Genomic DNA, 26,038 nt, shown 5'->3' on the forward strand with positions numbered 1-26,038 from the left:
TCCGTCTGGCGATCGCAGCCAGAAGCGATCCCGGTAAGGACTGACAGCACCCGCACGTTTTCCCGTCCGCTCGTCGTGCGCCCGATATGAGTCAATTCGATCGGACCGGCGGTTCCATCGGCTCGTCCACTCCGGAGACCGAGGGGACTCTCGGCCGGACCGAGTCACGGATCGCACCGTCGGAGGTCTTCTCTATTCTGGGCAACGACACACGGGTGGCTATTCTCCGGGCCATGCTGGAACTCGGCGCGGACGAGCAGCCGGTCAGCTTCACGGCTATCTTCGAGCGGATCGACGTCGACGACAGCGCGAACTTCAGTTATCACCTCGAAAAGTTGACGGGACATTTCATCGCTCACCGCGAGGACGGCTACGAGTTCCGGTATCCCGGCCGGAAGGTCGTGAGTTCGATCTTCACCGGCACGTTGACCGAGCGTGCCCAGCTGGGCTTTTTCCCCGTCGCTGGGTCGTGTTACGCCTGTGACGGGCCGCTGCACGGCTGGTACGTCGACGACGAACTCTCGATCGGCTGTACCGACTGCGGGACGATTCAGGTCAGCTACCCGTTTCCCGCCGGTGGACTCGACGACCGCACGACCGAGGACGTCCTGGAAGCCTTCCAGCACTACGTCCGCCACCATTACTGTCTGGCCGCCGACGGCGTCTGCCCCGAGTGTACCGGCTCGGTCGAGACCGACCTCGTTGCTGATCCCGACGAGGACGACCTGGACGTCGCCGTCGAACACGTCTGTGAGCGCTGTGGCTATCGTCTCGAGTCGACCGTCGGGATCACGCTGCTGGACGCCGCCGATGTCCTGGTGTTCTTCTCGAAGCGTGGCGTCGATCTGAACGCCGAACAGTTCTGGCGTTTCGACTGGTGCGTGAGCGACGAACACACGGAAATCGTCGACGAGAACCCGCTTCGCGTCCGGGTAACTCTCCCCTGTGAGGGCGACGAACTCCGCGTCCTTCTCGACGAAACGGTTTCCGTGATCGAGACTGCTGTCGTCGAGCGTCTCCCGGAGTGACGTCGACGCGATCGACATCTCAGATCCGTTACTGGATTCGGCTACAGCAAGCACTCAAGCCGATCGAGCCCTTCGAAACGCCGTATGACGCTGCTATCATCGACTGGATGGATCGCATCGACTGGATGGATCGCATTGACGACGCGGGCGGTCGGACGGAGTGATCGGTAACGATGGTCGACGCAGAACAGTTTCGGGCCGTTCTCGGCCAGTTCGCGACCGGCGTGACCGTCGTGACGCTGCCGGCGGACCCATCGCACGGGATCACCGTTAGCGCCTTCGCCAGTCTGTCGATCGACCCGCCGCTCGTACTCGTCTCGCTGGATCACGACACCGATGCCCACCGGCGGCTCGCTGACGGGGACGACGATGGATTCGCGGTCAACATCCTCTCTCGGCAACAGCGCGAGAGTGGCGAATTCTTCGCTGGCATGACCGACGAGGGCGATCCGCTCGCCGAGGCGACCGACGCGCCGGCTACGGGTGCCCCCATCTTCGACGACGACCTCGCGTACGTCGACTGTTCGCTGTACGATAGCTTCGAGGCCGGGGATCACACGGTCTACGTCGGCCGGGTCGAAGCTGCCGAACTCCTGAACCCGGACGGTGAACCGCTCACGTATCACCGCGGGGAGTGGGGAACGATTGCGTCGTCGTCCGACGATTCCTGATCACCGACGACATTACTTTGCGAAACGATGTCTTGAGACACGGCTATTTCGACCATCGCCGTGATCGGGTGACCGACGGTTCAGCGGCCGGAAAATGGGTTCGCAAAATGCCCACTATCGGGTGTTTGGGACGGCGTCGCTCAGCTATTCGAAGAGACCGACAGCCTGCTCGTAGCGGGCGGCGGGCTCTTCCCAGTCGACGACTTCGAAGAAGTTCTCGACGAACTCGCCGCGGGCGGGGCCGTAGTCGTGATAGTAGGAGTGTTCCCAGACGTCCAGGGCGAGGACGGGGTGACTCCCCCAGAGCGCGCCCTGATCGTGCTTGTCGACGACGACGTTGCGAAGTTGGTTGCTGTGGGTGTCATAGACCAACAGTGCCCAGCCGCCGGCCGCGCTCGCGGCCGCCTCGAACTCGCCCTTCCAGGCCGAATAGGAGCCGAAGTCCTCCTCGATTCGCTCGCGGAGGTCGCCCTCGGGTTCGTCGCCGCCCTCGGGACTCATCGACTGCCAGAAGAGGTCGTGCAGGACGTGGCCCGACCCGTTGTGCGTGACGTTGCGGATCGCACCCGCCGAAGAGTCGAACTCCTCTGCTTCGCGGTTCTCGGCGAGGGTCTCCTCGGCGGCGTTCCACCCGTTGACGTAGCCCTGGTGGTGGGTGTCGTGATGCCAGCGCAGTACCTGTTCGGAGATGTGCGGTTCCAGTGCGTCGTAGTCGTACGGCAGCGGCGGTAGCTCGTAGTCGCTCATGTTATGCATTTTCGACTGATGGGCGAGAAGGATATGAACGTTCCCTGTAGCGTATTTTAGAAGTGAGTCTGATATTTAAGATATCCGTAAAATTGGCTATAAAAGGGCATTTATCGGCACAAACAAAATAAAAACATATAGATGCCATCATTTATTGGTTGCCGCGAACAGATCCCGCATATATCCGAATAAAATCAGATGACGTATGGATCAAATGCCGGCAGAGTCGAGTTGTGAGGAGCTTCGACTGGAAAGATAGTTGTGAGCGGGTCTCCGAATGGGTTCCATGACCGAGTACTTCGAGGTGATCGACCGCGACGGGGCCGCCAGGATCGGTGACCTCCGGCTCGCCGAGTCGATCACCACGCCGGCGCTGATCGACGACGTTCTCACCGACGCCGGCAGCCTCTGGACGGCGGACAGGTCGGTTCCCGACGGCGATGAGGAGACGCTGACTGTCCTTCCCCATCGCGGTTTCCCGGCCGGAACACCTGATGAGGTCCAGACGGCCTTCGACCCTGCCGTCCCAGACATCGAATATCCGACCGCCGCCGTCGTCACCCCGGAAACGGCCGCCGATCACGGCACCGACGCCTACGTTCTCTCCGGCGGATCGGGGCTCGTCGGCCACAGCGAGGCGTTCGTCGACGCCATCGTTGCCACACGCGAGTCGATCCCGCCGGACGCCGGCCTCTACCTGCCCGGCGTCGCCACGCCCGGCAACGTTGCAACCCTGGCGTACGCGGGCGTCGATCTCTTCGACACAGACCGGGCGGTCGTCCGCGGGACGCAGGGGTGGTATCTCACCCCCGACGGCGAGTTCAGACTGGATGCCCTCGATGAACTTCCGTGTGCCTGTGAGGTCTGCCGGCAGGGGATCGACGAGTTCGACCGCGAGGACTGCCTTGAGCACAACGTCGCCACCCTCGAGGCCGAACTGGCGGCCGTGCGCAACCGCATCCGCGAGGGGCGTCTCCGTGACTATCTCGAAGGCCAGGCCCGCCACGAGCAGTGGCTGACGGCGACGTTCCGACGGCTCGACGACCAGTACGCCTACCTCGAACAGCGAACGCCGCTTGTCCGGAAGGCCGAGATCACGGCGGCGAGCGCCGAGACACTCGACCGTGTCGAGATCCAGCGCTTCGCCGAGCGGGTCACCGAACGCTATCGCTGTCGGTTCGACGCGCCGCTGGTGCTTGTCCCGTGTTCCGCGACCAAACCCTACAGCGATTCCCAGAGCCACGGGCAGTTCCAGGACGCGATCCACTTCCGGGGCCACGTCGCCTCGATGACTTCGCCGATCGGCGTCGTCCCCCAGGAACTCGAACTCACCTATCCCGCCCAGCACTACGACAGTGTCGTGACCGGCCGGTGGTCCGAAACGGAGATCGAGTTCGTCGTCGACGTGCTGGAAGCCTACCTCGAATCGAACGAGTATCCCCGTGTGATCGCCCACGTGCCCGAGGACTACCGGGCGATCACCGAGCGCGTCGAGGAGCGCCTCGATCGCGAGTTCGAGTACACCGTCGAGGCCCATCCCACGACCGACGAATCGCTCGCGAATCTCTCGGAGGCGCTCGCGGGCAAGCCCAAATACCGCAAGCGCGAGCGCCAGCACAACGTCATTCGGGCGATCGCCGACTACCAGTTCGGCGCGGGAGCCGGCGAGGCGATCTTCGGGGATCTACAGGTCGAGAGTCACTACCCCAAGCTCCGCGCGAACGACGCCGACGGCGAGCAACTCGCGGCGATGGTCCCCGAGTACGGCGTCCTCTCGCTGACGCTTGCGGGCGCTCGCCGGTGGATCGAATCAGACGTGCCCACCAAACGCGTCGAGATCGGCGGGTTCGTCCCCCACGGGAGCGTCCTCGCGCCCGGGATTCTCGACGCCGATGAGTCGATCCGGGTCGGCGACGAGGTCGTCTTCGAGGGGCCAGACGCGTTTGCCGTTGGCCGGGCGAACATGAGTGGCCCCGAGATGGCCCGGAGTTCTCGGGGCATCGCCAGCGAAGTCCGCCACGTCACGGAGAAATGAGCTCCCGGTGGGGCGGCCGACCGCTACGGTGGCTGGTCGTGCTCGTCGTCGCGGCCATCCTCTTCCTCGCGGCGGTCGTCGAGCCCTCGACGGGGATCGCCCGATATGGGCCGTTTGGCCTCCTTACGCGGGCGACCTGGCTGCACGTCTTCGGGTACGCCGCCCTCAGTCTGACGCTGGTGTACGCACTGCTGGACGTTCCCGGTGGCTCGACGCTCCATCCGGCCGTCGTGCCCGTCATCGTCGTCGCTTACGGGACGCTGCTCGAACTCGTTCAGCTACTGATTCCCTACCGATCGTTTGCCGTCGGGGACATCCTCGCGGACGCCGTCGGGGCCGTCGTGGTAGTCGCCGTGTGGGCCTATGGCCGGGCCGCGCTGGCGGCACTCGGGTTTCGGCGATTCTGAGAGGGCATTCGAGAAAAGTTCAATGTACCTGAACTATAACGATGGGTAGACGCCCTCGACGTCGAAGACGAATATGACCGACTCGAGCGATCCACTGGCGGAGAAACACGAGCGCAATCGCGAGCAGCGCCGCGCGGAGGTCGAGCGGTGGGTCACCTACATTCAAGAGAACCCACCGGACGTCTGGGGCCCGCAACTCAATACGCTCATCGAGTCCCAACTGGAGGCGGCACGCGAGTCGGGAGTCTCCGCGGAGCAGCGTGAGCGGGTTGAACAAGCAGGTCGGGAGTGGGCGGAAGAAGAGCGCGAAACGTAGCGTCCGGTCGTCCCGCAGGGGCTTTAGGCACTGACCGGCTATCGCTCTCCAATGAGCCAGCCGAGTCCGGAGGTCTACGAGCGCGGGAAGGGTATGGACGCCCATAATCAGGTGATGCGGGAGATCCGCTCCCGCAACGACGCTTCTTACGAACCCGACGAACCCACCCGGGTCTGGATCGACCGGGACAACACCCCGGACGGCGTCCTCGATTCGCTGACGATCGTCCTCAACACCGGCGGGTGTCGGTGGGCACGAGCCGGCGGCTGCACGATGTGTGGCTACGTCGCCGAGAGCGTCGACGGCGGCACGGTCGCCCACGAGGACCTCCTCGCCCAGATCGACACCGCACTCGATCAGGAGCGCGAAACTCACGACGGCACCTGCCGGCAGGTCAAAATCTACACGTCTGGAAGTTTCCTCGACGAACGCGAGGTCCCCGCCGAGAGCAGGCAGGCGATCGCCGAACGGTTCGGCGACCGCGATCGCATCGTCGTCGAGTCACTCCCCGACTTCGTCGACCGCGAGAAGATCGCTGACTTCCGTGAGCAAGGACTTGAAACGGACGTGGCGATCGGCTTGGAGACGGCGACTGACCAGGTTCGCCACGACTGCGTCAACAAGTACTTCGACTTCGCAGACTTCGAGGACGCCTGCGCGGAGGCCGTCGCCGCAGAGGCGGGCGTGAAGGCCTATCTCCTCATGAAGCCTCCCTTCCTCAGCGAAAGCGAGACGATCGAGGACATGATTTCCTCGGTTGAGCGATGTGGGGCCGTCGAAGGATGTCACACTGTCTCGATGAACCCGACGAACGTCCAGCGCTACACGATGGTCGAGCAACTGTACTTCGACGGCGGCTACCGTCCGCCGTGGCTCTGGAGCGTCGTCGAAGTCCTTCGAGAGACGGCCGAGGAAGACGTCACCGTCGTCTCCGATCCCGTCGGTCACGGCAGCGACCGCGGGCCGCACAACTGCGGGGAGTGTGACGACCGTGTCCAGACGGCCATCAAGGATTTCAACCTCCGGCAGGATTCGAGTGTGTTCACGCAAGTCGAGTGCGAGTGCGAGCGGACGTGGGACACAGTGTGCGACCGAGAGAAGAGTTACTCGTTGCCCCTAGCCCAGTAGCGATCGAATATCGGTATCAGACGAACGCTTCTAACACGCCACGGCCGTCAGTGCCGCCGATGTCGGGCAGGGACATTCGTTCGGGGTGGGGCATCATCACGGCGATGTGATCGCGATCGCCGGTGACGCCGGCGACGGCGTGTTTCGAACCGTTCGGATTGGCCTCCGGCGTGACGTTCCCCTCGGCGTCACAGTACCGAAAGAGGATCCGATCGTCGGCCTCGAGCGCTTCGAGGCGTTCGTCGCCGATCTCGAAGCGACCCTCGCCGTGGGCGATGGGCAACTCGATCACCTCGCCCTCGTCGTACTGTCGGGTCCAGGGCGTCTCGGCGTTCTCGACGCGAAGGTAGACGTGTTCACACTGGAAGCGCGCGCTCTCGTTCGTCGTGAACGCGCCGGGAGTCAGTGACGCCTCACAGCCGATCTGGGCACCGTTACAGATCCCAAGCACCGGGATCCCCTCGCGAGCACGCTCGCGGACCTCGTCCATGATCGGGGACTGTGCGGCCATCGCGCCCGCCCGGAGGAAGTCGCCGTAGGAGAACCCGCCGGGCAGGACGACGCCGTCGACGTCCGCCGGGAGGCCGTCCTCGTGCCAGACGAGTTCGGCCGAGACACCGATCGACGCGAGCGCCTGGACCGTGTCCCGGTCGCAGTTGCTCCCGCCGAACTGGATGACTGCGACGCTCATCGTTGGTCGACGTCGATGTCGTAATCGTGGATCGTCGGGTTCGCCAGCAGGCGCTCGGTCATCTCCTCGGCGCGCTGCTGGGCGGCCGTCTCGTCCTGGGCCTCCAGATCGATCTCGAAGCGCTCGGCAGAACGGAATCCCTCGAGTTCGAACCCGAGACGCTCCAGAGCCCGCCGGGTCGTCTCGGCCTCCGGATCGAGGACGCCCTCCTTGAGCCGGACCGTCACGGTCGCTGTGTAGCCAGTCATCGCCTCAACGGCCGTCGCCCCCGGCGAAAACTCTTGTGAATCCTGAGTGGAGGGTGTTCCTGACGGGCGAGTGAAATCATTGGGTCTAATAGAATACCACTTTCCCGACTAGAAGCGGCAGAAAATGCCTATTTTCCTTCGTGAGAAACTAAAAGTCTACAAACGAAGCAAGCTTTATCTGGATCGTTGGGCTATTTATAGGTGTAATGGTGACCGAACTGCTTCTTGCGCCGCCGATCGCGTTCGGTATCTTTTTGCTGATAATTTTAATTATCGACCGTGTTGGAGACAGCATCTCGGCCGACCGTGTGACACCAGAGGGATCGTTCCGGACGGCCTGGGCAAGCGGTGAGGATCCGCCCGAGCAGTCCGGTCGGCCGAGCTACCGGCTCTATCACGTTGGAATCGGCTTCACAATCGTTCACGTCGCCGTCCTGCTCGTGGCGACGATGCCCACGGACACCGGCGGAGCCGTTCTCGGCTTGCCGTTGCTGGCGGTCGTGGGTCTCTCGCTGTTCGCGCTACTGGATTCCGGACGACCATCACCAGGGAGGTAACACAAATGGGACGCATCATCGACTGGGCGCGGAACCGCTCGCCGTGGATACTCCACCTCAACTGCGGGAGTTGCAACGGCTGTGACATCGAGACGATCGACGCGCTGATGCCCCGCTACGACATCGAGCGTTTCGGCATCCAGCAAAAGGACACCCCCCGCCACGCGGACATCCTCGTCGCGACGGGGCCAGTGACCGAGCAGATGGCCCCCCGGCTGAAGCGGGTCTACGAGCAGATGCCCGAGCCGAAGCTGGTTATCGCCGCGGGGTCGTGCGCCTCGACTGGCGGCGTCTTCTACGACTGTTACAACTGTCGGGAGGGGATCGACGACGTGATCCCGGTCGACATGTACATCCCGGGCTGTCCGACGTCACCGGAGGCGTTGATAGACGGGATCGTCAAACTCTTGGCGGAATCAGGCAAGGAGGCCCAGGCCGAGCGCTTGGCCGAGAAGAAGCCGGAAATCGTCGAGGAGGGGACGCCGATCGACGAGGCGGTGCCAAAGGAACCGGACGCCGACCGCACCGAAACCGACGACGCACCACAGGAGGGGGCCGATGAACCCGAACCAGTTGAAGTCTGACCTCGACGAGCGACTCGAGGACGTGATCGCAGCGTCGGGCGAGCGCGAGGACGGTCGCCTGGAGTTCGTCCTCGCGGATCGGGCAGATCTTCCCGACGCCGTCTCCCGGATCCGGGACGCCGGGGTAACCCATTTGATCACTATCACGGGCGTCGACGGCGGCGAGGAGATCGAGGTCCTCTATCACTTCCTCAAGTACGGCGAGTACGACGGCGGCGATCTGAGCGAGGGGATCGAACTCACGCTCCGGGCTATCGTGCCGAAGGGGGATCCGACGATCGGGACGATCACTGACCAGATCCCCGCCGCTGGACTCTACGAGCGCGAACTAATGGATATGCTCGGCGTCGAGGTGCCGGACCATCCCAATCCCGAGAAGTTGCTCCTGCCCGACGACTACGACGGCGGGCCGCCCCTCAGGGCGGAGAACCTGGAGGTGACCGACTGATGTCCGAGAAGGCCTCGGGCACGGAGATCCCGGTCGGGCCACAGCACCCCTCACTGAAGGAGCCCGCGAACTTCACGCTGACCGTTGACGGCGAGGTCATTACCGGTGCCCAGATGAAACTGTCGTACAACCACCGGGGCATCGAGCAGGCGGTCCTCTCGAAGTCCTATATCGAGGCGATCTACCTCTTAGAACGGATCTGTGGCATCTGTTCACACGCTCACACGTCGGCGTTCACTCAGGGTGTCGAAGAACTGCTCGATCTCGAAGTGCCGCCCCGGGCCCGGTACATCCGGACGCTGATCGGCGAACTCGAACGCATCCACAGCCACATGCTCTGGTTGGGCGTGGCGGGCCACGAGATCGGCTTCGACACGCTCTGGCAGTACGCCTGGCGCGACCGTGAGATCGTCATGGACCTCCTCGAGGAGATCACGGGCAACCGCGTCCACTACTCGATCAACACGATCGGCGGCGTCCGGGAGGACCTGACCGACGAGCACTGCGAGACGATCCTCGAAGGCATGGACGACCTCGCCGAACGCATCGACTTCTATCAAGAGACAGTGCCCAACGAGGAGACCGTCCGGATGCGCTGTGAGGACGTCGGGGTCGTCCCGGAGGACCTCGCACGCGAGTACTGTGCGGTCGGGGCAGTCGGTCGCGCCTCGGGTGTCCCCACGGACGTCCGGAAGGACGCACCCTACGCCGCCTACGACGACGTCGACTTCGACGTGATCACCGACGACCGGGGTGACCTGCTGGCCCGGACGGTCGTCCGGATCGGCGAGATCGCCCAGGCGATCAGGATCATCCGGCAGGTCGCCAAACGGATCCCGGAGGGAGACCTGAAAGCCAGCGCGAAGCCGCCACAGGCGTTGCTCGCACAGGTCCCGGAGGACGACGTCGTCAGTCGCTACGAGGCTCCCCGTGGGGAGTTGATCCACTACGTCCGTGCGGACGGAACGGACACGCCTGCCCGCGTGCACATCCGGGTGCCGACGCTCGCCAACTGGCCGACTGTCGTCGAGTCCTTGAAGGGGAGTTACATCGCCGACACGCCGATCGTCGTCGCCGGGATCGACCCCTGTATCAGCTGTACGTCCCGGATCGGCGTCGAGACCGACGGCAACCACGGCGGCGAGAACGCCTTCGATCTGGACGAACTCCGTGAGTACGGGATCGAGTGGTACGACGACCGTAGCGACGTCGAACGACCCTCCCTCGATGGCGACGAGCGGACGGTCTCCGGCGGTACGCGGGGTGATCGAGCGTGAGCCTGGAACTCGATCTGGCAACCGGGTTGCTATACCTGCTCGTGTTTCCGGGGTTTGCGTTCCTGTTCGTCTACGGGCTGACCGCCGAGTACCTCGACCGGAAACTGTACGCCCGGCTGCAGAACCGCGTCGGGCCGCCGGTCGTCCAGCCGCTGGCAGACTTCCTGAAGCTACTGGCCAAGGAGTCGGCCGTCCCCGAGGACGCCACGGCCCGGATCTACAACGCCGCGCCGTGGACCGGTCTGGCGGGCGTATTCACCGCGATGCTCTACGTCCCGGTGTGGAGCGAGCAGGCGGCCTTCGCCTTCGAGGGCGACCTGGTAGTCGTCCTCTTCTTGCTCTCGTTGCCGTCGTTCTCGCTGTTCTTCGGCGGCTGGTACTCGGGGAACGTCTTCAGCCGAATCGGGACCACCCGAACGATCACCCAACTGTTCGGCTATGAGATCCCGTTCTTCCTCGCCTGCTTCGCGCCAGCGGTGGCGGCCGGGACGCTCTCGACTTCCGGTATCGTCGCGTTCGTCGAGGCGAACCCGTTGTACGTCTTCGTTCTCCTGCCGGCGTTCGCGATCGCGTTGCTCTCGCTGCAGGCGAAACTCGAACGTATCCCCTTTGACATCCCCGAGGCCGAGACCGAACTGGCGACGGGGGCCCTCGTCGAGTACTCCGGGCGGAAGCTGGCTCTGTTCCGGCTCACGAAGGACGTCGAGCTGGTCGTCGGCGCGGCGCTGCTCTCGGCGCTGTTCCTGGGCGGGCCCGCCCCCGCCGGGGCGATCGAAGGTTCGGTTGGACTCGTCGCGGGCGTGGTCGTCTTCTTCGTGAAGACTCTCACCGTGATCGCACTGCTGACGGTCTTGAAGGCCGTCGTCGCTCGCCTGCGAATCGAGCAGATGGTCGACGTGTTCTACCGGGTGCTGGTCCCGGTGGCGCTCGTCCAGATTGCACTCGTGCTGGCTGTCGGACTGTACACGAACGGAGTGATTCCATGAGCATCCCAGGCAAAATCGTCCCCGAGGCGCTGAAGACTCTCGGCAAGGACAACGCAACCGTATCGTACCCCAAAGACAAGCGCACGATGCCCGACCGGTTCCGCGGAGCCGTCGAGTTCGAACCCGAGCCCTGTACCGGCTGTGGGATGTGCGAACGCCACTGTGCGGCCGACGCCATCGTCGTCGAGGCCGACGCAGACGGCAACGTCACCTGGAGCTATGACGTCGCTAAGTGTATGTTCTGTGGCCAGTGTGAGGAGTCCTGTCCGACCGACGCGATCGTCATGGGCAAAGAGTTCGAACTCGCGGCCAGCGACAAGCCGGCCTTCGAGGACAGCTACACGTTCAAGCGGTAAGCGTCAGGCCGTCTCGTTTCTCTCGTCGATTCGCAACGTCTCGACTAGACGCGCCGCCAGTCCGCCGAGTCGCTCCTCGACGGTCTTCGACAGGCTTTCCCCTCGATCGATGTCGGCCGGCTGAACGCCGAACAGCACGACGTCGGCCCCAGTCTCACGGGCGAGAAAGGTCCGTAACATTGCGGGCGTCGACTTGTGCGAGGAGAAGGATTCGCCCCCGAGGTCGTCGGGATCGATCCACTCGCCGGAACCCGGATCGCCGCCGAAATCCACGGCATCGACGAGGACGATCCAGTCGGGGTCGAACCGTCTGACGACGCCGGTGTGGTTTTCGGGTGCGACCCCGCCCTCGACGACTAGCAATCGATCGGCGTCGGACCCGAGGCTCCGTGTCTCGATCCGTCGGGCGAGTTCGAGACCCACAGCGTCGTCGCCGCGCAGTTCCGATCCGATCCCGACGACTGCGATGCGGTCGGTCGGATCGATCGTCGGCTGACCGGTACTCACATGCCTTACGACGGGATCGGGACGCTAAAACGGTCCGAAAGTTATCCGTCACGCTCTGGCGACTCTGGCAAGGTCTCGGTGTTGGACCCGAAAGTTATCCGTCACGTTCTGAGGAGCTGTCCGGAAGAACTGTCGGACAATCGCGCTCCTGGCGAACGGATGCCGCGTACGGAGAGTGGAGGGCGAACTGGGCGCACTGTACCGTCCCATTGTTGATGAATATTCGGGAAGTCCAGCTCCCGGAAGTCGAATGATTCAAGAAGTATTCGCCGCAAACTTGACGGTATGAATACTTTCGGGAGGGTACTCGTGTGAGTGGCACTTATCTCGCCATCGTACCGCTGGTTGCGCTGTTCGGCGGCGTTTTCGGGACCTATCTGGCCGGTCGATACACACGCGAACGGTCGACGGCGTGGGCCGGTGGGATCGCAGTCGTGTCGTTGCTGGTCGCGCTGGCGGCGACCGCGCTGTTGTGGATACGTTCGCTCCCGATCGAGTACGCCCTGCTCGGGGAGGGCGTCGGCGTCAGGGTCACTGCGCTGGCCGTCTTCCTCTCGTCGATATCCTGTCTGGTCGGTCTCGCAGCCACGGTCCACGCGACTGGAAGTGGTGACGCCGAAGACGCCCCGGAGGTGTACTTCCCGCTGGTGCTCGCGGCCGCCGCGGGCGTCGTCGGGATCGGCTTCGCGGCGGACCTGTTCTCGTTGTACGTCTTCTTCGAGGTGATGGCCGTCGCGACCTACGCACTGGTTCCCTTCGCGGTCGATCGCGCGACTGCTGTCGAGGCGGGCATCAAGTACGTCGTGATGAACGCTGCGGGATCACTCCTTGCAATCTTCGGTATCTCGATTGTTTATGCACACTCCGGCGGCGTGCTCGACTTCGCGACGCTCTCTGGAGAACTTGCCACGACGACCGGTCCCGGACCTCTCGAAGCGGCTGTCCTCTTTCTGGTGGTCGGGTTCGGCGTGAAGGCGGCAGTCGTCCCGCTTCACACCTGGTTGCCGGATGCCTACGCGGAGTCGCCGGCCAGCGCGAGCGCGTTGCTCGCCGGACTGGCAACGCCGGCGGCGATCGTCGCGATGATCAAGGCACTGGCGGTCGTTCCCGACGGCGTCTCGGTGGGACTCCTTCTGCTCGTCCTCGGCGGGCTGACCATGACCGTCGGCAACTTCCTCGCGCTCGGTCAGCGTGACCTCAAGCGACTGCTGGCGTACTCCTCGATCCCGCACGTCGGCTACATCGTCTTCGGGTTCGGCGTCGGTTTCTACGGCGGCTTCTCCGTTGCCTTCGACGGTGCGCTCTTTCACGTCCTCGCGAACGCGTTCATGAAGGGCGGGGCCTTCCTCGCGGTCGGCGCGATCACCTACCGGCTGGCCGAGATCGAAGGCGAGACCCGGACTCTCGACGCACTCTCTGGCGTCGGCTATCGGATGCCGGTCGCTGCGGGCGCGATCGCCGTCGCCGTGCTGGCACTTTCGGGGGTGCCACCGCTCGCGGGCTTCTGGGGCAAGCTGTTCATCGTCCTCGGGAGCGCCGAAATCTCCGGCACGGTCGGGGTCGGCCTCGCCCTGCTCGTGATCGGGAACTCCTTCCTCTCGCTTGGCTATTATCTCCCGGTGCTGGGGGCGCTGTTCGGCACACCGACCGACGCCACGCGGGTGGTCGACCGGACGCCGGTAGCACTGGCGGTCCCGATCCTGGCACTGACCGCCGGAACGATCCTGCTCGGGCTCGCACCGGCGTTCGGGCTCGACCTCGTCGGGTCGGCGGCTGACGTACTCCAGGGCGGATTGGAGGTGGCACCATGATCGACCAGCTGACAACGGCAGCGCTGGTCGTCACGGTCCTGGCGGGGCTGGTCGCGGTCGCAGCCAGGGACTTCCTGGTCTCGATCCTCTCGCTGTCGAGCGCGAGCGTCGCGCTGGCAGTGTACTTCTATCTAGCGGGCGCGCCGATCGCGGCGGTGTTCGAGGCTGTCGTCGCCGCCGGACTGGTGACCGTCCTGTTCCTGTTCGTGATCAGCCTGACCGAGACCGACGCCGCCGAACGGATCTCGGGCGCGAAACTCCCCCTCGTCGGCCTGGCGCTGGGCCTCCTGCTCGGTGTCGGGATCGTTGTCTGGGTACTGGTCGATCCGACTGTCGGGGGCAGGGCCAGCGATGTGGCCTTCGCCGAGACACTCTGGAGTGCCCGGTCGATCGACTTGCTTGCCGTCACAGTCCTGGTGTTCGTCGGCGTGCTTGCCGTCGTGCGGTTGACCGCCGAACAGCTCGAACCCGAGAGCGACGGCGAAACCGGACCCACCGCCGGCTCCCGGGAGGTGGAGCCATGACGGCGCTTGCCTACGGCGCGGCACTGGCGTTGCTGGTGATCGGTCTGGCGAGTATCGTCGCCGGTCGCAACGTCGTGAAGACGCTGATCGGCGTCGAACTCGCCTCGAAGGGCGTGCTGGTGAACTTCGTGGCGACTGATCCCGCCGGCAGCCAGGGCATTGTCGTCCTGTTAATCCTGATCGACGCGATCGTGGTCGCGGTGTTGCTGGGCGTGGCCGTCGCAGCGTATCGACAGTACGGAACACTCGATCTCGAGGCACTCGGGAGGTTGACATGGTAACGAACCGACGGACGCTACTCGCATCGACCCCCGGCCTGCTGGTCGCCGGTGCACTGCTGGCCGCCGTCGCGGTCATGGCTCCCGGACAGCCGACCCCGGCCGTTCTGGCACTCAGCGCGATCGTTCTGCCGCTGGTCGGCGCGGCCCTGCTGCCCTTCGTGGCCATCGCCGGTGATCGCGTCCGGAATGGAACGGCCGTGCTGATCGGCCTCGCGACCGCTGGACTGACGCTGTCGCTCGTCCCACGAGCGCTGTCGGGCGATCCCGTCATCGTCCAGTACGATGTCGCCTGGGTTCCAGCTGCTGACGTTTCCTTCGGCCTCTACCTCGACGTGCTGGGGATTCTAATGGCGACGATCGCCGGGATCGTCGGTGCGCTCGCACTCGTCTTCTCGACGCGCTTCATGGAACGCGAGGGTGGGCTGACGCGATACTACGCGCTCACGCTGCTGTTCGTCGGCGGCATGATCGGCTTCGTACTGACCGACAGCCTCGTCGCGCTGTACGCATTCTGGGAAGTGCTGGGACTGTGTTCCTTTGGCCTGATCGCTTTCTGGTTAGAGGACGAGACCTCCTTTGGGGCTGGCGTGAAGGCCTTCGTGACGACCCGCTTTGGCGACATCGGCTTGCTGGCCGGGATCGCGGTGTTGTGGGTCGGCGGCGGGACGTTCTCGATCCGTGAACTGATCGATCAGGCCGCGAGCGGGGCACTGCCGACCTGGACGCTCGCGGCGGCGGGCGCGCTGTTCATCCTTGCGGCGGTCGGCAAGTCCGCACAGTTCCCCTTACACGTCTGGCTGCCCGACGCGATGGAAGCCCCGACGACCAGCACGGCGCTGATCCACGCCGCCTGTATGGTCAACGCCGGGCTCTATCTCCTGCTCCGAACGCGCCCCATCTTCGACGGACTCGAATGGTGGACGACCGCCGTGCTTGCGATCGGCACGATCACTGCGTTCCTCGCGGCCGTCCTCGCGACCGTCGAGAACGACTTCAAGCGGGCGCTGGCCTATTGTACGATCAGCCAGCTCGGGTACGTCACCGCGGCGATCGGGCTGGCCGGCGGCGTCCTGCCCGCGAGCTACCACCTCTTGAGTCACTCGATCTTCAAGGCCCTGCTCTTCCTCGCGGCCGGATCAGTCATCTACGGCATCGGCGGGACGGTCCACAAGCACGTCGACATGTTCGAGTACCGCGGCGTGGGCAACCGCGAGCAGATGCCCCTCACCAACGTCGCGTTCCTCGTGGGCATCCTCGGGCTGATCGGCGTGCCCGGGTTCAACGGCTTCTGGAGCAAGGAACTGATCCTCTCGACAGCGCTGGAAGGGAGCGCGATCGAGCAGGTCGCTTTCGCCGTCTTGGCGGTGACGGCCGTGCTGACCGCAGTGTACTCGATCCGGATCTACTATCTCGTGTTCGTCGCCGAGCCGACGGCGAACGCGCAGGAGTCGCCCCTCGCGATGACTGGTCCCCTCGCCGTGTTGGCGGGCCTGACGGTCACTTCTTGGCTGGCGATCGGCCCGCTCTCCTCCGGGCTGGCGACGTACTTCCCGGAGAGTCACCTCCACGCCTACACGCTCCTGGAGTTCCTCGAACACACGCTGACGCCTCGGACGGCGGTCCTGACGACCGGCATCCTCGGGCTCGGCTATCTCGGCTTTCATTTCCGGGCGTCGATCAACGACGCTGCGCCGGCCGGACTATTGGCCGTCCTCGATGCGGGCTATGGCTTCGACCAGCTCTACGAGGGGCTCGTCGCGGCCTACCGCTGGTGGTGTACCCGCACGCGGCTTATCCAGACTGGTGACGTCAACTACAACACCGTCGGGATCGTGCTGGCGCTGGTGATCGGCGCCGTGGTGCTCGTCATCTGACTGGGGAAAAACGCACCCTTTTTGCTCGCGTGGCCGCCATAGCTTGACAATGAGCCGTAGTAAGCGACCCGCGAGGTGGTGGCCGTGACCCGCGAATTCACCGAGATAACCGTCGTCGGCGACGACGACACGGGATTGATAGCCGAAGTCACCTCGCTGCTGTTCGAGCGTGGGATCAATATAGAGGACCTCGATCAAGCCGTCCGGGAGGGCGTCTTCCGGATGACGACGCTCGTCGACACGAGCGAGATGGTCTGTACCGAGGCGAAGCTGCGTGAGGACATGGCAGACCTCGCAGACGATCTCGGAGTCGACATCACTGTCCGGTTCCCCAAGGATCGTGAGACACAGACCATCGCCGTCCTCGTCACGAAAGAGAGTCACTGCCTGGAGGCGATCTTCGAGGCCTGGGCCAGCGGCGACATCGACGCCGACATCGAGGTCGTCATCGGCAACCACCCCGACCTCCAGCCCCTGGCAGAGAAGTACGACGTCCCCTTCCACGACATCGGCGACGAGAAGGGCACGCCCGACGAGGACCAACTGCTGGATCTCCTTGCGGAGTACGACACCGATCTGATCGTTCTCGCGCGGTATATGCGCATTCTCAGCCCGGATGTCGTCTTCCGCTACGAGAGCCGGATCATCAACGTCCACCCGTCGCTGCTCCCCTCCTTCCCGGGTGCGTCGGCGTACATGCAGGCCATCGAGGAGGGCGTCCGGATCGCCGGCGTCACGGCCCACTACGTGACGACCGACCTCGATCAGGGGCCGATCATCACCCAGCGGGTGTTCAACGTCCCGCCGGAGGCCACCGAGGCGGAGCTCCAGGAGATCGGCCAGCCCCTGGAGGCCGAGGCGCTGCTGGAAGCGATCGATCTCCACCTCAACGACGAGATCTACGTCCACCGCGGACGCACTCGCCTGCGCGACCCCGAGGAGACTGACGCTCAGCTGGGCGCGCCGGAGAAGGTCGACGAACTCAATCCGGACCGACCGATCGACGGACTGGGAGAAATAGTCGCCGAAGGCGGCGAAGCCGACGACTGAACCACCCGGCTACATTGTGCCTTGGACCCGGACAGCCCGAGCCGCGACTCGCGTGAGGGGCCCTGTGAACGATCCCGAACAGCGCAAAGCCGCTGGCTAGTTGTCTCCAGCGAAAGTACGACCGGTGGAACCCCCGGTCAAAAGACCAGTTATTCGAGGCCGAGATCCGCCAGCGAGTGCGTGTGCTGCCACGCACCGGCGATCGCATCAATATCGAAGGTGAGGACGCCGTCGGTGAGTTCGAGTCGAACCGTATCGTCGTCGATTTCCGTGTCGTGGAGGTGTAGTTCCAGTGGCTGGCCGAAGTCCGCGACTGCGATCATCAACTCACCGTTCGTTTCAAGCATCTCCTGGAGTTCGTCTGCTTCCATAGCACTCGTCAGTACGCTCGAACAGCCCAAAAAGATTGCTACGTCATGGATATTTCAACGGGAGCGCCAGGAACTGCCGACTCTTCTGTTTTTGGCCGGCCTAAAAGAGGCAGAACCCGCCCCTTCTAGAAGGGCTAAACACGTCGGTCTCTGCGTTCGTGATATGCAGGTCGCCCATTACGACACGTGCCAGGACTGTGGCGCCGAACTCGCCGAGACGACAACCTACCGCAAACACGCTTACTGTGGCGATTGCGGCGGCACCCTCGCCTGAGTCGCGCCGAAAACAGTCAGCTCAGAGTTCCTCGATGCCCCCAATCGCATCCTCGATCGCGGGCGCGTCGAAGACTTCTCGGCCGACGTAGGCGTTGGTTCCCGCACGGTAGAGATCGCTTGCGGCATCGATGACGCGTTCGTCGAGCGGGTCCGGTTGCCGGTCACAGAGTGATTTCCACTCGGCGATTCCGCGGTCGTTCGCCCGTCGTTTCGCCTCGCTGACGGCTTCGACCCACTCGGGCTGAGTGCGCTTGTGATACTGGCGGATGACCTCCTTGCTTATCTCCTGGCCGTCGTAGGAGAAGCGGTTCTCGTCGAAGGTACCGACGACGTCGGCCACCTGGATCTCCCCGTCGTGGGAGAGACACTCGATCTTGCCGTCTTCGTGGACGAATCCCGCCTCGGAAGCCCGACGGTTGAGCAGGCCGTTCACCTCCCGCGCGAGGGATTCGAGATCAGCGATGTCGACACGGCCGGCGATCCGATCGGCCTCCTCACGGGAGAGATACCGGTCCTGTTCCTCGTACTTCGTCGAGAACTCCACGACCGGCTCGGGGAGATCGACGGGCACCTCGGGCCACTGGTCGTAGTCCAGACCGTGATCGGCGGGCTCGGATCGCTTCCGGAGACTCGAGCCGACCGGGACGGTGTTGCGGAAGACGATCTCCATCGGGACGAGGTAGTTCTCGCCCGCCGCGTCGTGGTAGGCGTCGTAATCGTAGCCGCCGGTATCGTGGGGTAGATCGGGCACCTGCGTCAGCGCGATGGACATCTCCCGTGGCGGCCGGCCCCGTTCGAGAGCCGCGTCGAGAGTGACCGTCTCACCGTCGAGGACAACGCCCTCGTAGTGGGTCGGGATCCCTTCCTCGGCGAGCAGTTCGAAGTTGTAGGCACCCATCGTACACAGCGCCGCGCCCTTCCCGGGGATCTCGTCGGGCATCTTCCCCCAGTCGAACACCGAGTAGTCGTCGGTGAAGACGAACGCACCCCGGCCCAGGCCGGTCGGGGTCGGCTTCTCGTCGATCCGGAACTCCTTGACGCTGGTCATCGGGTACCCCTTCCAAGTGGGCACCCTTAGAGGTTGTACATCGACCCAGCTTGCCCGATCGTCCGTCTTCGAGTGGCTTATGTCGATCCCGCTACAATGCGCGGGGGATGAGTGATCCGGAACGCGCCGTCGTCGAGTTCGTTCTGACGGCGGCAGTGTACTCCGATCGGGACGACCTAGAGCCCGACGACCTGCCGCCCGCCTACCGTGCGGTGTTCTGGGAGGACGGGACGATCGAACGTCCGCTCGTGGCGACCTCGGAGGCCATCACGGACGCCACCGGCGTCGAACGACCCTGGAGCGCCGTCTCGGGACTGATGTTTACCGACCGCGACGAGTTCTCGAACGCGATCGAGTTCACTGACCGGAACATGGCCAAAGAGTGGCTCGAAAAGCGGATCGAGCCCGAGGAACTGCTGGAGAACCCGACGCTTGCGGCCGAATTCGAGGACGAAATCGAGGGGGTCAGCCACGAGCAGGCCCGCGAGCAGGTTCGTCCGGCCCGTGCAGATCGGGCCTGGATCGACAGTCTCCTCGAAGAGTACTTCGAAGAGGAGGAGGAAGAGGAGATGCTCGATCTCGTCGAGATCCGCGCGCCCGAGGAGGTCGAGATGACGCTCGACGAGCTGGTCCTCACCGAGGACCAGGAGGCCGAGATCGGCAAGCTCGTCAAAGCTATCGAACATCGGGAGTACCTCGCGAAGATCGGCCTCAGGGAGATCGGGAAACTCCTGTTCGTCGGCCCGCCGGGGACGGGCAAGACCAGCGTCGCGCGGGCGTTGGCTCACGATCTTGACCTCCCGTTCGTCGAGGTCAAACTCTCGATGATCACCTCCCAGTACCTCGGCGAGACCGCAAAGAACGTCGAGAAGACCTTCGAGGTGGCAAAACGACTCTCGCCGTGTATCCTCTTCATGGACGAGTTCGACTTCGTCGCCAAGACCCGGGCCAGCGACGAGCACGCTGCGATCAAGCGTGCCGTCAACACCCTGCTGAAGTCCATCGACGAGGTCAGCCTGATCCAGGACGACGTACTCCTCATCGGTGCGACCAACCACCCTGACCAACTCGACGCTGCCGCCTGGCGGCGTTTCGACGAGATCGTCAACTTCCCCAAACCCGACGACAAGATGCGGGCGGACATCCTACGCGTGGTCACCCGGGAGATGGAGATCGCTGATTTCGACCCAGAGGGTCTCGCCGAGATGACCGAAGGCCTGACCGGAAGCGACCTCCGGCTGGTTCTCCGAGAGGCCGTCCTCGACGCGTTGACCGAGGAGCGGACGACGTTGACCCAACAAGACCTCGAAGACGCCGTCGCCAACTTCGAGGAACGAGACAACCTCAAGAACCTCGATATGATCGAGGGCGATCACGACGCCCTCGTTGCCGGCGGAACGCCGGACACCGGCGAGGATGGGGGCGGACACGACCACGATCACGCCCACGACCATGCGGCCGATCACGCCCAGGACTGATGGAGGTCACGCTGCTCGGGACCGGCGACACGACGGGCACCCCGACGGTCGGCTGTGACTGTGAGACGTGCCAGCGCGCCCGCGATCCGGACGACGAACTCCGTGAGCAGTTGCACGACCGGGGCGTCAACGTGGGATCCCGAGGCGTCGAGCGGACGCGCTTCTCCGTGCACGTCCGTAACGAGCGGACCGGCGAGACGCTACTGATCGATGCCAGTCCGGATTTCCGGACGCAGTTCCTCCGTGAGGATCTGAACGCGCCCGACGCCGTACTGATCACCCACGTTCATTTCGATCATCTCGACGGGCTGGGCAACGTCTATCGGCTGACACGCGATCTGCCGATCTACGCTTCGGGAAAGACAGACCCCACGACCGGAAAGAGCGTCGCCGAGAGCATCCGTGAGCGGTACGACTACCTGGATGTCATCGACGTACGTCCCCGTGACCCGTTCGAATCCTTCCGGGTCTGTGGGCTCGACCTCACGCTCGTCGCTGTCGACCATCCGCCCCTCGATTGCTACGGCGTCGTGATCGAGGATCCCGAAACGGGTGGGAAACTCGCGCTCACCGGCGACACCAGCTATCGGGTGCCGCCGGAGTCGAAGGACGCGCTGGCCGACGCCGACCTGTTGCTGGCGGACGGCATCCTGCCAGCCGATCGCTGTGATTCCCACCCTGCGGGCGGCGCCCACCACGACGACGCCGGCGTCCCCATGACCTACGGGAGCAAACACATGACGATCGAGGGGGCGCGTTCGCTCGCCGACGAACTCGACGCCGGGGAGTTGCGGATCGTTCACCTCTCGCATTACCTGTCGGCGGAGACGGCTTTCGACGCACCCCGGGCGGTCGACGGCGAGCGCTTCTCGCTGTGAAGACGATCTATTTTCTCCCGGCGAGATCCCGTTCGCGGCGGGCAAAACCTTTGTCCCGGGGCTCGAAGGCGACGGCATGGACCCTGATCTCGACACTGACCCGGCGACGCTGGAGGGCGTTCCTGCCGATCGGCCGTTCGTGGCGGTCGCCATCGCGGCGGTCGTCGCCACAGTCGTCTACCTGGCGATCCAACTGGCGATGGACGGACGGATTGACTTCGTCGAGACGGCAGCCTTTGTGATCGTCTTCACGGGCGTCTACGTCGCCTTCCTGTATCTGCGTCGGCAGTTGTCCGGCGACAAAGGCGAATGATTACCCGAAGTGATCCAGGCCGGCCTGGCGGCGACGCTGCCCCTCAGGATCGCGTCGCCAGGCGCTTCGTTCGGCTCGCCGAGCCACGTGGTCGATCTCCGGTGGGTCGGCCGGTTCGTGACCGGCACAATCCGTCCCGCACTCGCTGGCCGGGTCGACGATCCGGCCGGCCCACTGACAGTACGGCACCGCCACGTCCGGCCCGCCCTCTGGGGCACACTGTCCGCAGGCCGGAAGCTCGAACGTCCGCCAGCCCTTCCCGTAGGCCCGTTCGGCGATCCGCCGTCGCACACGCCGCTTCTGGTCGGCTGTGACGATCGCGATGTCCGACCGGCCGGGCTGGCGATCGAGAATTTCGACCCCCGCTGTCGCCGGATCGAGCGGTTCCGGCTCCCGGAGGACCTCCCGATCACCCGTCCTGGAATCGAACTGCCAGATCCCGACCTCCTCGGGGATGCGGTTGCGATGGGCGCCAGTAACGTGGGAGGCCGTCGCCAGGACGACTTCGTCAAAGATACCCAGCGAGACGTCAGTCCGGAGCTGTGCCTGGAGATCGCCCGGCCGGTCGAGGTCGGGTTTGTTCTCGATGCCCACGAGACGGTCGAACCACGCGTCGGGATACCGACAGACCTGCCGGACGGCCGGATCGCCGTCACAGCGCTCGCGTTCGAAGAAGTCCGCTTTGACGGCCCGCTCGACGATCCGTTGGCGCTCTTCGGGTCGCCGATTCGGGAAGACTTCCTTGATACGCCGGGCGCTGCCCGGACCGACGGGCGCTTCGATCGCTACCGGCGGGATCGTCCCGTCGGTGATGGACGCTCGCCGCTCGAACGCGGGCCCAGGTTCGACCGTCACGACGTCGACGATCCGGCGGCCCTGGACGTGTGCGCCGAGCTGGCGGGCCAGGAGTCGCTCCTCGCTTTCGAGTTCACCACACAGCGCCAGCTCGAACGCGTATTCGCGCACACTTCGAGGTCGGGTGGCGATCCGCAAAAACGTCTCGCCCGGGGCGGTCGTCGACGATCCGACGCAGGACTGCCGGTGGACACGTGGTCGTCGCCGAATCCGTCGGTAGGGTTTTGACTGCGTTGGCACAAACGACCGTCATGTTACTGCTCCTCGCCGACCTGATCGACTCGACGCTGGGATCGTTCCGGGCGGACGTGGTTGCCACACTGCCCCGACTGCTCTCGGGGCTGGTGTTCGTGTCCCTCGCATACGTCGCCATCACGGTCGTCACGAGCCTGCTCCGGTCGGTACTCGAACGCGTCTATCCCGCAGAGGAACAGCTCATCGTCGAGTTTTTTGTCCTCGTCGTGGCCGTGTTCATGTGGTTCGGCGCCGGACTGGTTCTGTTGAACATCGTCGGGCTGGGCGAGGTTGCGGCCAGTCTCGGCACCGCCGCGGGATTCATCGGCCTCGGAATCTCCTATGCACTTTCGACGATGATCGAGGACACCGTCGCCGGGGTGTACCTGCTCCGTGATCCGGATTTCAACGAGGGCGACAGCGTCCGGACTGCCTCCATGACCGGGATCGTCACGGACATCGGCCTCCGGAAGAGTCGGTTTCGAACCGACGAAGGCATCGAGGTCGTCGCCAATCGCAACGTCGAATCGCGCTGGACGTATCTGACCGAGGACGGCGATCCCTGAGGGCCATCGGGCTGTCTTCGCGCGATCAGGACGGTTTCTCGGCCGGCATCTCGTGGCGAGAACAGTAGGTTTATCACTTCAAGGAGGGTAATCCAGCTACGATTACTGTGGAGATGACGGGAACACACGGACAACCGGAGGTGAACATCGGACTGGTCGGGCACGTCGACCACGGCAAGACCACGCTGGTCGAGGCCCTGAGCGGGGAGTGGACGGACCAACACTCCGAGGAGATGAAACGCGGGATCTCGATCCGCCTGGGCTACGCAGACGCGACGTTCCGGCGCTGTCCGGAGTGTGGTGAGCCGGCCTGTTATACGGTCGCAGAGACCTGCCAGGAACACGATGAGGAGACCGATCCGCTGCGGACGGTTTCCTTCGTCGATGCGCCGGGCCACGAAACGTTGATGGCGACGATGCTGGCCGGCGCCGCGATCATGGACGGAGCGGTGCTGGTCATTTCTGCCACCGAGGATGTCCCCCAGGCCCAGACCGAGGAACACCTGATGGCCTTAGACATCATTGGGATCGACAACATCGTCGTCGCCCAGAACAAGATCGACCTGGTCGACGAAGAGCGCGCCCGACAGAACTACCAGCAGATCCAGGAGTTCGTCGAGGGGACCGTCGCCGAAGACGCGCCAATCGTCCCGATCAGCGCGGGCCAGGGCGTCAACACGGACATCCTGATCGAGGCCGTCGAGGAAGAGATCCCGACGCCGGATCGCGATCCCGACGCCGACGCCGAGATGCTGGTCGCCCGGAGTTTCGACATCAACCGACCGGGCTCGACCTGGGACTCACTTGTCGGCGGTGTCCTGGGCGGCAGCCTCGCGCAGGGTCGCTTCGAGACCGACGACGAGATCGAACTCCGGCCGGGCCGGGAGGTCGAGGAGGGCGGCCAGACCGAGTGGCGGCCCGTGACGACGAGCGCCCGGTCGCTGCAGGCTGGCGGCGAGACCGTCGAGGAAGTGACACCCGGCGGATTGCTGGGCGTCGGGACGGGTCTCGATCCGTCGCTTACCAAGGGCGACGCGCTGGCTGGCCAGATCGCCGGGCCGCCCGGCACGTTGCCGCCGGTCCACGACGAGTTCACGATGGACGTCCAGTTGCTGGATCGGATCGTCGGCGAGGAGACTGGCGACGTCGAGGAGGTCTCGACGGGCGAGCCGCTCATGCTGACGATCGGTACTGCAACGACGGTTGGCTCCGTCACCAGCGCCCGCGAAGGCGAGGCTGAGGTCGCCCTCAAGCGACCTGTTTGTGCCCGACCGGGCGATACCATCGCAATCAATCGTCGGATCGGCGCACGCTGGCGGCTGATCGGCATCGGCACGCTCCGTGAATGACCGCCGTTCTGGACACCAACGCACTGATGATGCCCGTCGAGTGTGACGTCCGCGTCTTCGAGGAACTCCAGCGTTTGCTCGGCGCGGGCGAGTGGTTGGTTCCCGAAGCCGTCGTCGCAGAGCTCGAGGACTTATCGGCGGGCGCGGGCGAGGAGGCCACAGCCGCCAGCGTCGGGCTGGATCTCGTCGATCGGTGTACGGTCCGCGATCACGCGGCCGAGTATGCCGACGACGCCGTCCTCGAATTGGCCAGCGATCTCGACGCCTACGCCGTTACTAACGACGGCCCACTCAAGCAGCGCCTGCTGGACGCGGACGTTCCAGTAATTGGTTTAAGGGGCCGGAACAAACTCGCGATCACTCAGTCATAACATGTACAAACGGGTTCGTCTCCGCGATACGGTCGAGGTACCGCCCGAGCATCTGGCCGACGTCCGGCCGGAGCTTGTCAAGAAACTGCTACAGGACAAACTGGAGGGACGCATGGACGAGGACGTCGGTAGCGTCGTGAGCGTCACGGAAGTCCACGACGTCGGTGAAGGGGCCGTGCTCCCCAACGAGCCCGGCGTCTACTACGAGGCCGAGTTCGACGCCTTGACCTTCGACCCCCAGATGCAGGAAGTCGTCGACGGCGAGGTCGTCGAGGTCGTCAACTTCGGCGCGTTCGTCGGTATCGGTCCCGTCGACGGCCTGTTGCACGTCTCTCAGATCTCCGACGAGTACCTGGCTTACGACGGCGAGAACCAGCAACTCGCTTCCCGGGACTCGAATCGGACGCTGACCGTCGGCGACGCCGTCCGGGCTCGCATCGTCACCAAGTCCATCGACGAACGCAACCCCCGGGACAGCAAGATCGGCCTCACGGCCAAGCAGGTCGGCCTGGGCAAGCACGGCTGGCTCGAGGAGGAACGCAAAGAGCGAGCGAAAGCCGCGGGTGAGAGCTGATGGCCGATCGGTACGTCTGCCGGGAGTGCCACCGCGTTCAAGATTCGGCAGAGGCCGAGATCTGCCAGGCCTGCGGGTCGAGTTCGCTGACCGAGGACTGGGCCGGATACGTCATCATCGCTCACCCTGCCGAGAGCGAGATCGCCGCGGAGATGGAGGTCACAGAGCCCGGAAAGTACGCGCTGAAGGTCCGATAGAC

The 26,038-nt window shown here is 64.5% G+C and carries 33 protein-coding genes; 26 read left to right on the forward strand and 7 right to left on the reverse strand.

Annotated features, from left to right (window positions below; translation table 11 throughout):
• Window positions 1–86 precede the first annotated feature (86 nt).
• From E3374_RS06210 to E3374_RS06215, 3 genes are read left to right on the forward strand one after another with little or no spacing between them, the layout of a single operon-like run.
• Entirely contained in the window at window positions 87–1,028 is a 942-nt protein-coding gene (locus E3374_RS06210; protein WP_136688194.1) for a winged helix-turn-helix domain-containing protein, read from the forward strand.
• Window positions 1,025–1,192 (forward strand): hypothetical protein, encoded by a 168-nt coding sequence (locus tag E3374_RS17095; protein ID WP_169051787.1) that lies wholly within the window; start codon window positions 1,025–1,027, stop codon window positions 1,190–1,192. The genes E3374_RS06210 and E3374_RS17095 overlap by 4 nt, the downstream gene beginning before the upstream one ends.
• Window positions 1,193–1,201: 9 nt before the next feature.
• Complete coding sequence (locus E3374_RS06215; RefSeq protein WP_136688196.1) at window positions 1,202–1,699, forward strand: flavin reductase family protein; 498 nt, start codon at window positions 1,202–1,204, stop codon at window positions 1,697–1,699.
• 144 nt (window positions 1,700–1,843) lie between these two features.
• Here the strand turns inward: E3374_RS06215 and sod are convergent, their stop codons facing one another.
• The gene (sod, locus tag E3374_RS06220; protein ID WP_136688198.1) at window positions 1,844–2,446 is read right to left on the reverse strand and encodes a superoxide dismutase; all 603 of its coding nucleotides are present in this window, start codon (window positions 2,444–2,446) and stop codon (window positions 1,844–1,846) included.
• 286 nt (window positions 2,447–2,732) lie between these two features.
• Here sod and arcS point away from each other — a divergent pair, with 286 nt between their 5' ends.
• The 4 genes from arcS (at window position 2,733) to E3374_RS06240 (ending at window position 6,332) form a co-directional block, all read left to right on the forward strand.
• Window positions 2,733–4,481, forward strand: coding sequence for an archaeosine synthase subunit alpha (gene arcS, locus E3374_RS06225; protein WP_136688199.1), 1,749 nt, complete (start codon window positions 2,733–2,735; stop codon window positions 4,479–4,481).
• On the forward strand, window positions 4,478–4,888 hold the full coding sequence (locus E3374_RS06230) for a VanZ family protein (RefSeq protein WP_136688201.1): 411 nt from the start codon (window positions 4,478–4,480) through the stop codon (window positions 4,886–4,888). Before arcS ends, E3374_RS06230 begins: the two co-directional genes overlap by 4 nt.
• 73 nt (window positions 4,889–4,961) lie before the next feature.
• The gene (locus tag E3374_RS06235; RefSeq protein ID WP_136688203.1) at window positions 4,962–5,204 is read left to right on the forward strand and encodes a hypothetical protein; all 243 of its coding nucleotides are present in this window, start codon (window positions 4,962–4,964) and stop codon (window positions 5,202–5,204) included.
• A gap of 51 nt (window positions 5,205–5,255) precedes the next feature.
• On the forward strand, window positions 5,256–6,332 hold the full coding sequence (locus E3374_RS06240) for an archaeosine biosynthesis radical SAM protein RaSEA (protein WP_136688205.1): 1,077 nt from the start codon (window positions 5,256–5,258) through the stop codon (window positions 6,330–6,332).
• Between the two features lie 16 nt (window positions 6,333–6,348).
• Here E3374_RS06240 and purQ read toward each other — a convergent pair whose 3' ends face one another.
• Together purQ and purS are read right to left on the reverse strand one after the other, a co-directional pair.
• Entirely contained in the window at window positions 6,349–7,023 is a 675-nt protein-coding gene (gene purQ, locus E3374_RS06245) for a phosphoribosylformylglycinamidine synthase I (RefSeq protein ID WP_136688206.1), read from the reverse strand.
• Window positions 7,020–7,271 (reverse strand): phosphoribosylformylglycinamidine synthase subunit PurS, encoded by a 252-nt coding sequence (gene purS, locus E3374_RS06250; RefSeq protein WP_136688208.1) that lies wholly within the window; start codon window positions 7,269–7,271, stop codon window positions 7,020–7,022. Before purS ends, purQ begins: the two co-directional genes overlap by 4 nt.
• A 206-nt stretch (window positions 7,272–7,477) precedes the next feature.
• On the opposite strand from purS, the gene E3374_RS06255 reads away from it, so the two are divergent.
• The 6 genes from E3374_RS06255 to E3374_RS06280 are packed head-to-tail and all read left to right on the forward strand — an operon-like array spanning window position 7,478 to window position 11,479.
• Window positions 7,478–7,828, forward strand: coding sequence for a hypothetical protein (locus E3374_RS06255; protein ID WP_136688209.1), 351 nt, complete (start codon window positions 7,478–7,480; stop codon window positions 7,826–7,828).
• A gap of 5 nt (window positions 7,829–7,833) precedes the next feature.
• A complete protein-coding gene (locus E3374_RS06260) occupies window positions 7,834–8,412 on the forward strand; it encodes an NADH-quinone oxidoreductase subunit B family protein (RefSeq protein WP_136688210.1) in 579 nt (192 codons plus the stop codon).
• Window positions 8,387–8,860, forward strand: a complete 474-nt coding sequence (locus E3374_RS06265) for an NADH-quinone oxidoreductase subunit C (protein WP_136688211.1) — start codon at window positions 8,387–8,389, stop codon at window positions 8,858–8,860. The genes E3374_RS06260 and E3374_RS06265 overlap by 26 nt, the downstream gene beginning before the upstream one ends.
• Window positions 8,860–10,137, forward strand: coding sequence for a hydrogenase large subunit (locus tag E3374_RS06270; RefSeq protein WP_136688212.1), 1,278 nt, complete (start codon window positions 8,860–8,862; stop codon window positions 10,135–10,137). The genes E3374_RS06265 and E3374_RS06270 overlap by 1 nt, the downstream gene beginning before the upstream one ends.
• Window positions 10,134–11,123 (forward strand): complex I subunit 1/NuoH family protein, encoded by a 990-nt coding sequence (locus tag E3374_RS06275; protein ID WP_136688213.1) that lies wholly within the window; start codon window positions 10,134–10,136, stop codon window positions 11,121–11,123. Before E3374_RS06270 ends, E3374_RS06275 begins: the two co-directional genes overlap by 4 nt.
• The gene (locus tag E3374_RS06280) at window positions 11,120–11,479 is read left to right on the forward strand and encodes a 4Fe-4S dicluster domain-containing protein (RefSeq protein WP_136688214.1); all 360 of its coding nucleotides are present in this window, start codon (window positions 11,120–11,122) and stop codon (window positions 11,477–11,479) included. Before E3374_RS06275 ends, E3374_RS06280 begins: the two co-directional genes overlap by 4 nt.
• 3 nt (window positions 11,480–11,482) lie before the next feature.
• Here E3374_RS06280 and E3374_RS06285 read toward each other — a convergent pair whose 3' ends face one another.
• Window positions 11,483–11,986 carry a hydrogenase maturation protease gene (locus tag E3374_RS06285; RefSeq protein ID WP_136688215.1) on the reverse strand — a complete coding sequence of 168 codons (504 nt, stop codon included), beginning with the start codon at window positions 11,984–11,986 and terminating at the stop codon, window positions 11,483–11,485.
• Between the two features lie 311 nt (window positions 11,987–12,297).
• Between E3374_RS06285 and E3374_RS06290 the strand changes: the two genes are divergently transcribed.
• The 5 genes from E3374_RS06290 to E3374_RS06310 all read left to right on the forward strand — a co-directional run bounded on the left by E3374_RS06290 (window position 12,298) and on the right by E3374_RS06310 (window position 17,526).
• Window positions 12,298–13,797, forward strand: coding sequence for a complex I subunit 5 family protein (locus E3374_RS06290; protein WP_136688216.1), 1,500 nt, complete (start codon window positions 12,298–12,300; stop codon window positions 13,795–13,797).
• A complete protein-coding gene (locus E3374_RS06295; protein ID WP_248299403.1) occupies window positions 13,794–14,321 on the forward strand; it encodes an NADH-quinone oxidoreductase subunit J in 528 nt (175 codons plus the stop codon). Before E3374_RS06290 ends, E3374_RS06295 begins: the two co-directional genes overlap by 4 nt.
• A complete protein-coding gene (locus E3374_RS06300; protein WP_136688217.1) occupies window positions 14,318–14,602 on the forward strand; it encodes an NADH-quinone oxidoreductase subunit K in 285 nt (94 codons plus the stop codon). The genes E3374_RS06295 and E3374_RS06300 overlap by 4 nt, the downstream gene beginning before the upstream one ends.
• The gene (locus tag E3374_RS06305) at window positions 14,596–16,476 is read left to right on the forward strand and encodes an NADH-quinone oxidoreductase subunit 5 family protein (RefSeq protein WP_136688218.1); all 1,881 of its coding nucleotides are present in this window, start codon (window positions 14,596–14,598) and stop codon (window positions 16,474–16,476) included. The genes E3374_RS06300 and E3374_RS06305 overlap by 7 nt, the downstream gene beginning before the upstream one ends.
• 75 nt (window positions 16,477–16,551) lie before the next feature.
• A complete protein-coding gene (locus E3374_RS06310; protein ID WP_136688219.1) occupies window positions 16,552–17,526 on the forward strand; it encodes a formyltetrahydrofolate deformylase in 975 nt (324 codons plus the stop codon).
• Window positions 17,527–17,675: 149 nt separating this feature from the next.
• On the opposite strand, the gene E3374_RS06315 is transcribed toward E3374_RS06310, so the two are convergent.
• Window positions 17,676–17,897: a hypothetical protein gene (locus tag E3374_RS06315; protein ID WP_135666305.1), complete on the reverse strand. Its 222-nt coding sequence runs from the start codon at window positions 17,895–17,897 to the stop codon at window positions 17,676–17,678.
• A 295-nt stretch (window positions 17,898–18,192) separates the two neighbouring features.
• Complete coding sequence (locus E3374_RS06320; RefSeq protein WP_136688220.1) at window positions 18,193–19,221, reverse strand: phosphoribosylaminoimidazolesuccinocarboxamide synthase; 1,029 nt, start codon at window positions 19,219–19,221, stop codon at window positions 18,193–18,195.
• Between the two features lie 107 nt (window positions 19,222–19,328).
• Here E3374_RS06320 and E3374_RS06325 point away from each other — a divergent pair, with 107 nt between their 5' ends.
• The 3 genes from E3374_RS06325 (at window position 19,329) to E3374_RS06335 (ending at window position 21,890) form a co-directional block, all read left to right on the forward strand.
• On the forward strand, window positions 19,329–20,699 hold the full coding sequence (locus tag E3374_RS06325) for an ATP-binding protein (RefSeq protein WP_136688221.1): 1,371 nt from the start codon (window positions 19,329–19,331) through the stop codon (window positions 20,697–20,699).
• Window positions 20,699–21,577: an MBL fold metallo-hydrolase gene (locus tag E3374_RS06330; RefSeq protein WP_136688222.1), complete on the forward strand. Its 879-nt coding sequence runs from the start codon at window positions 20,699–20,701 to the stop codon at window positions 21,575–21,577. The genes E3374_RS06325 and E3374_RS06330 overlap by 1 nt, the downstream gene beginning before the upstream one ends.
• A gap of 76 nt (window positions 21,578–21,653) precedes the next feature.
• Window positions 21,654–21,890: a hypothetical protein gene (locus E3374_RS06335; protein ID WP_136688223.1), complete on the forward strand. Its 237-nt coding sequence runs from the start codon at window positions 21,654–21,656 to the stop codon at window positions 21,888–21,890.
• On the opposite strand, the gene E3374_RS06340 is transcribed toward E3374_RS06335, so the two are convergent.
• Complete coding sequence (locus E3374_RS06340; protein WP_136688224.1) at window positions 21,891–22,856, reverse strand: DUF5787 family protein; 966 nt, start codon at window positions 22,854–22,856, stop codon at window positions 21,891–21,893.
• Window positions 22,857–22,996: 140 nt separating this feature from the next.
• Between E3374_RS06340 and E3374_RS06345 the strand changes: the two genes are divergently transcribed.
• The 5 genes from E3374_RS06345 to spt4 all read left to right on the forward strand — a co-directional run bounded on the left by E3374_RS06345 (window position 22,997) and on the right by spt4 (window position 26,036).
• Window positions 22,997–23,545 (forward strand): mechanosensitive ion channel domain-containing protein, encoded by a 549-nt coding sequence (locus E3374_RS06345; RefSeq protein WP_136688225.1) that lies wholly within the window; start codon window positions 22,997–22,999, stop codon window positions 23,543–23,545.
• A gap of 113 nt (window positions 23,546–23,658) precedes the next feature.
• On the forward strand, window positions 23,659–24,894 hold the full coding sequence (locus tag E3374_RS06350) for a translation initiation factor IF-2 subunit gamma (RefSeq protein WP_136688226.1): 1,236 nt from the start codon (window positions 23,659–23,661) through the stop codon (window positions 24,892–24,894).
• Complete coding sequence (locus E3374_RS06355) at window positions 24,891–25,265, forward strand: PIN domain-containing protein (RefSeq protein ID WP_136688227.1); 375 nt, start codon at window positions 24,891–24,893, stop codon at window positions 25,263–25,265. Before E3374_RS06350 ends, E3374_RS06355 begins: the two co-directional genes overlap by 4 nt.
• Window position 25,266: 1 nt before the next feature.
• Window positions 25,267–25,839: a DNA-directed RNA polymerase gene (locus tag E3374_RS06360; RefSeq protein ID WP_136688228.1), complete on the forward strand. Its 573-nt coding sequence runs from the start codon at window positions 25,267–25,269 to the stop codon at window positions 25,837–25,839.
• Window positions 25,839–26,036 (forward strand): transcription elongation factor subunit Spt4, encoded by a 198-nt coding sequence (gene spt4, locus E3374_RS06365; RefSeq protein ID WP_211194920.1) that lies wholly within the window; start codon window positions 25,839–25,841, stop codon window positions 26,034–26,036. The genes E3374_RS06360 and spt4 overlap by 1 nt, the downstream gene beginning before the upstream one ends.
• Window positions 26,037–26,038: the final 2 nt, after the last annotated feature.

Source organism: Halorhabdus amylolytica (assembly GCF_004944975.1).
In the GTDB taxonomy this organism is placed as follows: Archaea; Halobacteriota; Halobacteria; order Halobacteriales; family Haloarculaceae; genus Halorhabdus; species Halorhabdus amylolytica.

Coding starts and splice junctions, on each gene's coding strand:
- E3374_RS06295 (WP_248299403.1), top strand. CDS start 13,794: ATGATCGACCAGCTGACAACGGCAGCGCTGGTCGTCACGGTCCTGGCG.
- E3374_RS06350 (WP_136688226.1), top strand. CDS start 23,659: ATGACGGGAACACACGGACAACCGGAGGTGAACATCGGACTGGTCGGG.
- E3374_RS06315 (WP_135666305.1), bottom strand. CDS start 17,897: ATGGAAGCAGACGAACTCCAGGAGATGCTTGAAACGAACGGTGAGTTG.
- E3374_RS06300 (WP_136688217.1), top strand. CDS start 14,318: ATGACGGCGCTTGCCTACGGCGCGGCACTGGCGTTGCTGGTGATCGGT.
- E3374_RS06335 (WP_136688223.1), top strand. CDS start 21,654: ATGGACCCTGATCTCGACACTGACCCGGCGACGCTGGAGGGCGTTCCT.
- purS (WP_136688208.1), bottom strand. CDS start 7,271: ATGACTGGCTACACAGCGACCGTGACGGTCCGGCTCAAGGAGGGCGTC.
- sod (WP_136688198.1), bottom strand. CDS start 2,446: ATGAGCGACTACGAGCTACCGCCGCTGCCGTACGACTACGACGCACTG.
- E3374_RS06345 (WP_136688225.1), top strand. CDS start 22,997: ATGTTACTGCTCCTCGCCGACCTGATCGACTCGACGCTGGGATCGTTC.
- arcS (WP_136688199.1), top strand. CDS start 2,733: ATGACCGAGTACTTCGAGGTGATCGACCGCGACGGGGCCGCCAGGATC.
- E3374_RS06265 (WP_136688211.1), top strand. CDS start 8,387: ATGAACCCGAACCAGTTGAAGTCTGACCTCGACGAGCGACTCGAGGAC.
- E3374_RS06230 (WP_136688201.1), top strand. CDS start 4,478: ATGAGCTCCCGGTGGGGCGGCCGACCGCTACGGTGGCTGGTCGTGCTC.
- spt4 (WP_211194920.1), top strand. CDS start 25,839: ATGGCCGATCGGTACGTCTGCCGGGAGTGCCACCGCGTTCAAGATTCG.
- E3374_RS06255 (WP_136688209.1), top strand. CDS start 7,478: ATGGTGACCGAACTGCTTCTTGCGCCGCCGATCGCGTTCGGTATCTTT.
- E3374_RS06235 (WP_136688203.1), top strand. CDS start 4,962: ATGACCGACTCGAGCGATCCACTGGCGGAGAAACACGAGCGCAATCGC.
- E3374_RS06320 (WP_136688220.1), bottom strand. CDS start 19,221: ATGACCAGCGTCAAGGAGTTCCGGATCGACGAGAAGCCGACCCCGACC.
- E3374_RS06330 (WP_136688222.1), top strand. CDS start 20,699: ATGGAGGTCACGCTGCTCGGGACCGGCGACACGACGGGCACCCCGACG.
- E3374_RS06240 (WP_136688205.1), top strand. CDS start 5,256: ATGAGCCAGCCGAGTCCGGAGGTCTACGAGCGCGGGAAGGGTATGGAC.
- E3374_RS06210 (WP_136688194.1), top strand. CDS start 87: ATGAGTCAATTCGATCGGACCGGCGGTTCCATCGGCTCGTCCACTCCG.
- E3374_RS06360 (WP_136688228.1), top strand. CDS start 25,267: ATGTACAAACGGGTTCGTCTCCGCGATACGGTCGAGGTACCGCCCGAG.
- E3374_RS06270 (WP_136688212.1), top strand. CDS start 8,860: ATGTCCGAGAAGGCCTCGGGCACGGAGATCCCGGTCGGGCCACAGCAC.
- E3374_RS06355 (WP_136688227.1), top strand. CDS start 24,891: ATGACCGCCGTTCTGGACACCAACGCACTGATGATGCCCGTCGAGTGT.
- E3374_RS06280 (WP_136688214.1), top strand. CDS start 11,120: ATGAGCATCCCAGGCAAAATCGTCCCCGAGGCGCTGAAGACTCTCGGC.
- E3374_RS06215 (WP_136688196.1), top strand. CDS start 1,202: ATGGTCGACGCAGAACAGTTTCGGGCCGTTCTCGGCCAGTTCGCGACC.
- E3374_RS06325 (WP_136688221.1), top strand. CDS start 19,329: ATGAGTGATCCGGAACGCGCCGTCGTCGAGTTCGTTCTGACGGCGGCA.
- E3374_RS06260 (WP_136688210.1), top strand. CDS start 7,834: ATGGGACGCATCATCGACTGGGCGCGGAACCGCTCGCCGTGGATACTC.
- E3374_RS06305 (WP_136688218.1), top strand. CDS start 14,596: ATGGTAACGAACCGACGGACGCTACTCGCATCGACCCCCGGCCTGCTG.
- purQ (WP_136688206.1), bottom strand. CDS start 7,023: ATGAGCGTCGCAGTCATCCAGTTCGGCGGGAGCAACTGCGACCGGGAC.